Annotated in this window: 5 protein-coding genes; 1 reads left to right on the top strand and 4 read right to left on the bottom strand. The window is 37.8% G+C overall.

Features of this window, described 5'->3' with window-relative positions:
* Positions 1 to 45: 45 nt before the first annotated feature.
* Both HOL16_06005 and HOL16_06000 read right to left on the bottom strand, forming a co-directional pair.
* Positions 46 to 240 (bottom strand): hypothetical protein, encoded by a 195-nt coding sequence (locus tag HOL16_06005; protein ID MBT5390240.1) that lies wholly within the window; start codon positions 238 to 240, stop codon positions 46 to 48.
* Entirely contained in the window at positions 203 to 445 is a 243-nt protein-coding gene (locus HOL16_06000) for a hypothetical protein (GenBank protein MBT5390239.1), read from the bottom strand. Before HOL16_06000 ends, HOL16_06005 begins: the two co-directional genes overlap by 38 nt.
* On the opposite strand from HOL16_06000, the gene HOL16_05995 reads away from it, so the two are divergent.
* Positions 411 to 620 (top strand): type II toxin-antitoxin system RelE/ParE family toxin, encoded by a 210-nt coding sequence (locus HOL16_05995; protein ID MBT5390238.1) that lies wholly within the window; start codon positions 411 to 413, stop codon positions 618 to 620. The two genes, HOL16_06000 and HOL16_05995, sit on opposite strands and share 35 nt — an antisense overlap.
* A gap of 140 nt (positions 621 to 760) precedes the next feature.
* On the opposite strand, the gene HOL16_05990 is transcribed toward HOL16_05995, so the two are convergent.
* Complete coding sequence (locus HOL16_05990) at positions 761 to 2,416, bottom strand: hypothetical protein (protein MBT5390237.1); 1,656 nt, start codon at positions 2,414 to 2,416, stop codon at positions 761 to 763.
* Between the two features lie 25 nt (positions 2,417 to 2,441).
* Positions 2,442 to 3,605 (bottom strand): hypothetical protein, encoded by a 1,164-nt coding sequence (locus HOL16_05985; protein MBT5390236.1) that lies wholly within the window; start codon positions 3,603 to 3,605, stop codon positions 2,442 to 2,444.
* Positions 3,606 to 4,696 lie beyond the last annotated feature (1,091 nt).

Raw genomic sequence — 4,696 nt, 5'->3', positions numbered from 1 at the left:
ATTGATCCTCTGTGGAAGGGTGTATCAATTGCAATCCCAGTAGAGCTACGAAGAGTTTAATCGGGCAGCAACTGTTTGGAAGAGCGATTTAAAAGGATAAGCACTGGAAAGAAGGAACTGGATCCGACGTGTATTATTCAGAATAACCGCACCTATTTTAAGAAGTTTCAAGCGAATAGTATTGGCTTGAGCCTTCGCGAGTTCAGTTCCCTGAAGTGTGAGATGTCGAACTCTCTCCATAAGAATATATGCCAGGGAAGAGAAGAAGCCTCAGCTGGTTTGGCCACCAGTTGTGACAAGAAGTACGATCAGAAAATAGATCCAATTGTGTTTCTTTGATTCTGTTTTCCATATTGCCTCGCGCACAATATACGTCTTCGTAAAGCTGTTGAGGGTCTCCGATTTGTGCAATGACAATTATGATGTCCGGGTCGATAATTGTCATTGCACAGCTTTTAAAGAATCCTCTCGGTGTTGGAAAACCTTTAAGTGGCAATAAAAAAGGAATTTGGAGATACCGTATTGGGAATTACCGCTTTTCATGCGAACTCCAAGATCGTAGATTGAATTTTCTTGTCGTTGATATAGGACATCGCAAAGAAGTCTACACATTATATTAACAAATGGTTGAAGGCAAAACCCGCGAGGTTGAGGAACGTTTTCCTTTCAAAGGCTTGGATTTTACAAATTTTATAACTTAACCTTAGAATAAACTGGTAAATTCAAGGATGGAGCGTAACACCATCTTTAATTTAAGTTATCATCGTTCATCCGAGGGCACTTTAATGAGAAGTCTATAAAGTCCTTCGTTTTCTCCTTTTGGACTAATATATAATACGTGAATTGTCTGAGTCGCATCACCAGCTGAAATATTTTCTTTAGGAATAATCGTTTTGCGATCCTCTCCATCATATTGAAAAATATTAATTTTGTGGTCACTATAAGCATCTTTTAAATCCTCTAAATTCCTATACCCCCTCGAGGATTTTTCATATTTATTTTCAGTATCCCTCTCAGAAACCTCCATGGATTTTCCACGGGTTGCTGTAACCTTAATTTCTTCCTCACCTGTCTCAAATGAGAAAGAGAGATCACCAGAGCTAAATGTAGTATAAATGGGTTGCTTGGTTTTTTTTCGTTCAAAAACTTTTGGAGTTCCACTTCGGGTTCTAAATACGTGGACATAATGGGGATTAGTTGTAATTCTCTGAGAATCTAAATGTTGTTCAACAATGTTTATTACGCTTTCTTCGGGATGATCATATCTTTTCCGGTGTCCAGCGCTAACGAAAACAGCTCGTGGCATAATAGCCTCTAAATAACCTAATGTGGTAGTCCTATAGCTGCCATCTTGGTAATTTTCTGAGGACCCCCCATGATGACTGAGAAGCAAAATGTCACTTCTAAGTGTATCTTTCCAAAAATGTACGATTCTATCCCAACCAGTTGCGTTCACATCACCTGGCAATAAAAATGAATGGTCATTGAATTCGACCTTAAGCACAAGACTATTGGAGTTATCACTGTGGTTTGCTACACCCGCAGTTTCTCTGTCTACCATAGAGTGGCCCGCATTCATGGAAAGAACTAAAACCAAAGGATCATCTGCTTCTGTCCCAAGGGAGTCTTCAATCAATTGTACTGATTTCGGCTTAAAGTTTTTATCGAAGGGATGTGGGTACGGAGGAGCTACTTTACCTGCTATATCATGTCTATCTTCTGCGTTCCCTGCTTCCGCTCCCTCCTTGAGTCCAGTGTAAAATACATTCTTAGTTGGAAGATCTTTGAGCCACCTTGCAAAACTCGAGTTTGTTCTCGTTTCTTTCACGTATGAGCTTTTAAAACCTCCCAAAATAATATGTGAAATTTTCTCATTCCATTCATTTTCCTCAAAAATTAAGGGGAGGAGGTTATAGTGATCTGTATCAGCATGGGAGACAACAACAGTTATCTTACTAACGCCATCTAGTTTTTTCTGGACTCTTTCAACAAATTCTTTTGCAACTGTATGGGCATCCTCATCTGCCCCAAGGTCTCCTTCACTTGCATGGGAGTCAAGGGTGGCACCACTTCCTGCAGATCCATGACTACTTTCCTTTGAGTCTCCACTCCCACTTCTTACTCTTGAATTTTCTGAAACATCAACGCCAGCTTCTCTTAAGTCAAAAGATAGTTTCGTGATAAAGTACGAGAGTTCTTCAGCTTCACTCTCTTCAAGTTTTTTTCGAAAGGCTGTAGACGTGACCCTTTCAACTGATCCTGCATCGACAATGAGCGCTTTATCCCGATATCTTATTACAACACCGTTTCCTTGACCGACGTCGTATACGGTGGCTTCAAAATCATTGGAAGATGCAATATTTGCAATAGCTATAAACAAAAAAGTAAGAGAAACAACAACTCTATAAATTCTCATAGTTTTCCCTAAATAATAAACGTATTTATATGCGTGACTCTATTCCATTGTTTCTAAATAAAGCAACATTTACGTTAATTCCCCTAAGATGTTTCACTCCTTCTGTTAGGAAAAGCATTAACATATAGGGTTTTAATCTGGTTAAATATTTTTCTTGTTGAGGCGTTTCTCTAAAGTATGTGGCGAGACGCTGGTTATAATAATAGGCATAAAACCACCCCTGCGGGTTGCCATTTTGTCCCTCTCTAACAAAAGCTTCAACAGCTTTCAAAAATATTTTGTCATCAATACTATTAAGGTTTCGATTTGGGGATGCTATACTCTGTCCCAAGAATATTCCTGCATGAAGTGTATCTTGTGTTAGTTCACTTTCTAAAGTGTGACTTTCGCGAGCTTTCCAATATTCTTCTTGTTCTGAGGTAAAAGTAGGGGAATCCAAAAATTGAAATTGTTCTAGGATTTCTTCCTGTAATCCAGAGCAAGCATTACTCAAACTAGAAGATCTAAGATTTATAGTTAGAACCTTAACTTTTTTGGTCAATTCTTTTCGTGTTTGGTCCCTGTCCAAGGTTCCCATATAATATAACCAAAGGGCAAGTGAGTTTCCGTAGACTTCTTGGGTGATGGACCCGTCTGGGCCTCGTTTGTTATCTCCAGCAATCCGCAACGTTTCCACATATCCACGTTCCAAAAGGAGAGGATTTGTCCAGAAAAGATTCGAAAACATCCTCTTAATAAAATCTGCGTCTTCAAATCTGTTTGCTACCGTATATTCTAAATATTTCAGAAGTTTTTCATCCCCTAGAACAGCTCGAAGCAAAAGATTTGCTTTACAGGCTTTTTCATAAGAACTTTGAGTGGGCCACATATTTTCTTCACCAAAAGTGAGTGATTGAAGAGAATCATATAGTTGTTTCCATGAGCCTTCATCTGAATCGAGTGCAATAAGGTCATCCCGAGCACTTCTAATATTCAAGAGCCTTTGAACTCCGTCTTCCAATGATGAAAAATTTTTTGAAAGTAAATGGTTTCTTAAAATTTGTACCTTTGCGAGGGCTTTTTCTGTAAATTCTTCTTGCGAAGAATTATGCATTCGTCCATCAGGAAAAGCACCGCAAGGCTGAATATTCAAGCCGAGGGTTGAATAATAGAAAAAAAAACAAAATACCGAAAGAAATGTTTTGTTCATAACAATCATTCCTAACAAATATGCACAATAACCGCCTTTAAACTAACATTTTGATCTCTTAAATCAAGGGGTTTTTTTACTGTGTGGCTAACACATGCTACATCTTAATTTACAAGGTATTTATTCGTAACCTATGGTCTGTGTTGTGTGTTTATCCTTAAATTTTTTCAATAAAGAGAAATTAGCTTCTCTTAACATGCTCTCAGGATGGAACCTTTCATTTTTTTCTAGGGTAGGTTGGAAATTGAAGCCCAATAAATTTTTGGCTAATTATACTGGTTTATTGATACTTTGAGCAGAGAGCCAGTCTTCTTCAGCCTTTAACTGTATCTCGAACCAGTCGTTTTTTTTGTATGCCCGTAAGGGAGAGCATTTAATATGTCGATAAAAGCATCTTGATATGCAATACACTGTCAATGGATTTCTATACTCAGAAATAGCACATCTTTCTTCAAAATTGTCGATGAGAGAAACATTATCAGTTAATCTTCCGGATCCGTTTCCTAAATTTTCATCAAAAATATCTTGGGTAGGAACCGACAAAACCTACAAATCAACTTTCTTTTTACGTTTGTCGGGTTTGTCGGTTCGATCCCCGTGCTCTTTTTGAAGAAATTGATACACTCACTTAACCATATTTGGCCTCTCTTTAAAATTTTTGGATTTATGAGTAAGATTGCGATTATCAATATAAAATCACCAGGCAAACCTTTCTTAAATTCCTAGCACTTTGGAATTTTTTAGACCCATCAATTTTCTTTTTGGATGGTGTGAGTGTCCCCACAAAACTGCTAGAGGCTTTTCCTCTCATTTGCCTGGCTCAAGCAGAAGACAGACTCTATCTCACGCAGAAAATATTCTCGATAACTTTCAATACAAAAAAGTACATGTAAATATACATGTTTATTGGTTATAGCGAGTATATCAATTTAGCACTTGTTATTTGAGTTGATCCCTAGATCCGAGATAGAGAAACAAAAAAGCTCTGAGTACGAGGAAATAGCTGGAAAAGGAGAGAAAAAGGGTTACACTCTTTAGGTGAAAACGTAACCCCTTCTTAAGAAATATTATTATGAAGCTAGCATCATTTT

This window comes from Alphaproteobacteria bacterium, assembly GCA_018662925.1.
Classification (GTDB): Bacteria; Pseudomonadota; Alphaproteobacteria; order 16-39-46; family JABJFC01; genus JABJFC01.
Note: the sequence above shows the minus strand (reverse complement) of the source record. Positions and strands in the feature narration are given on the sequence as shown.

Bases quoted from the DNA above. Each gene is read 5' to 3' on its own strand.
- HOL16_06005 (MBT5390240.1), bottom strand. From the start codon at position 240: ATGGAGAGAGTTCGACATCTCACACTTCAGGGAACTGAACTCGCGAAG.
- HOL16_05995 (MBT5390238.1), top strand. From the start codon at position 411: ATGACAATTATGATGTCCGGGTCGATAATTGTCATTGCACAGCTTTTA.
- HOL16_06000 (MBT5390239.1), bottom strand. From the start codon at position 445: ATGACAATTATCGACCCGGACATCATAATTGTCATTGCACAAATCGGA.
- HOL16_05990 (MBT5390237.1), bottom strand. From the start codon at position 2,416: ATGAGAATTTATAGAGTTGTTGTTTCTCTTACTTTTTTGTTTATAGCT.
- HOL16_05985 (MBT5390236.1), bottom strand. From the start codon at position 3,605: ATGAACAAAACATTTCTTTCGGTATTTTGTTTTTTTTTCTATTATTCA.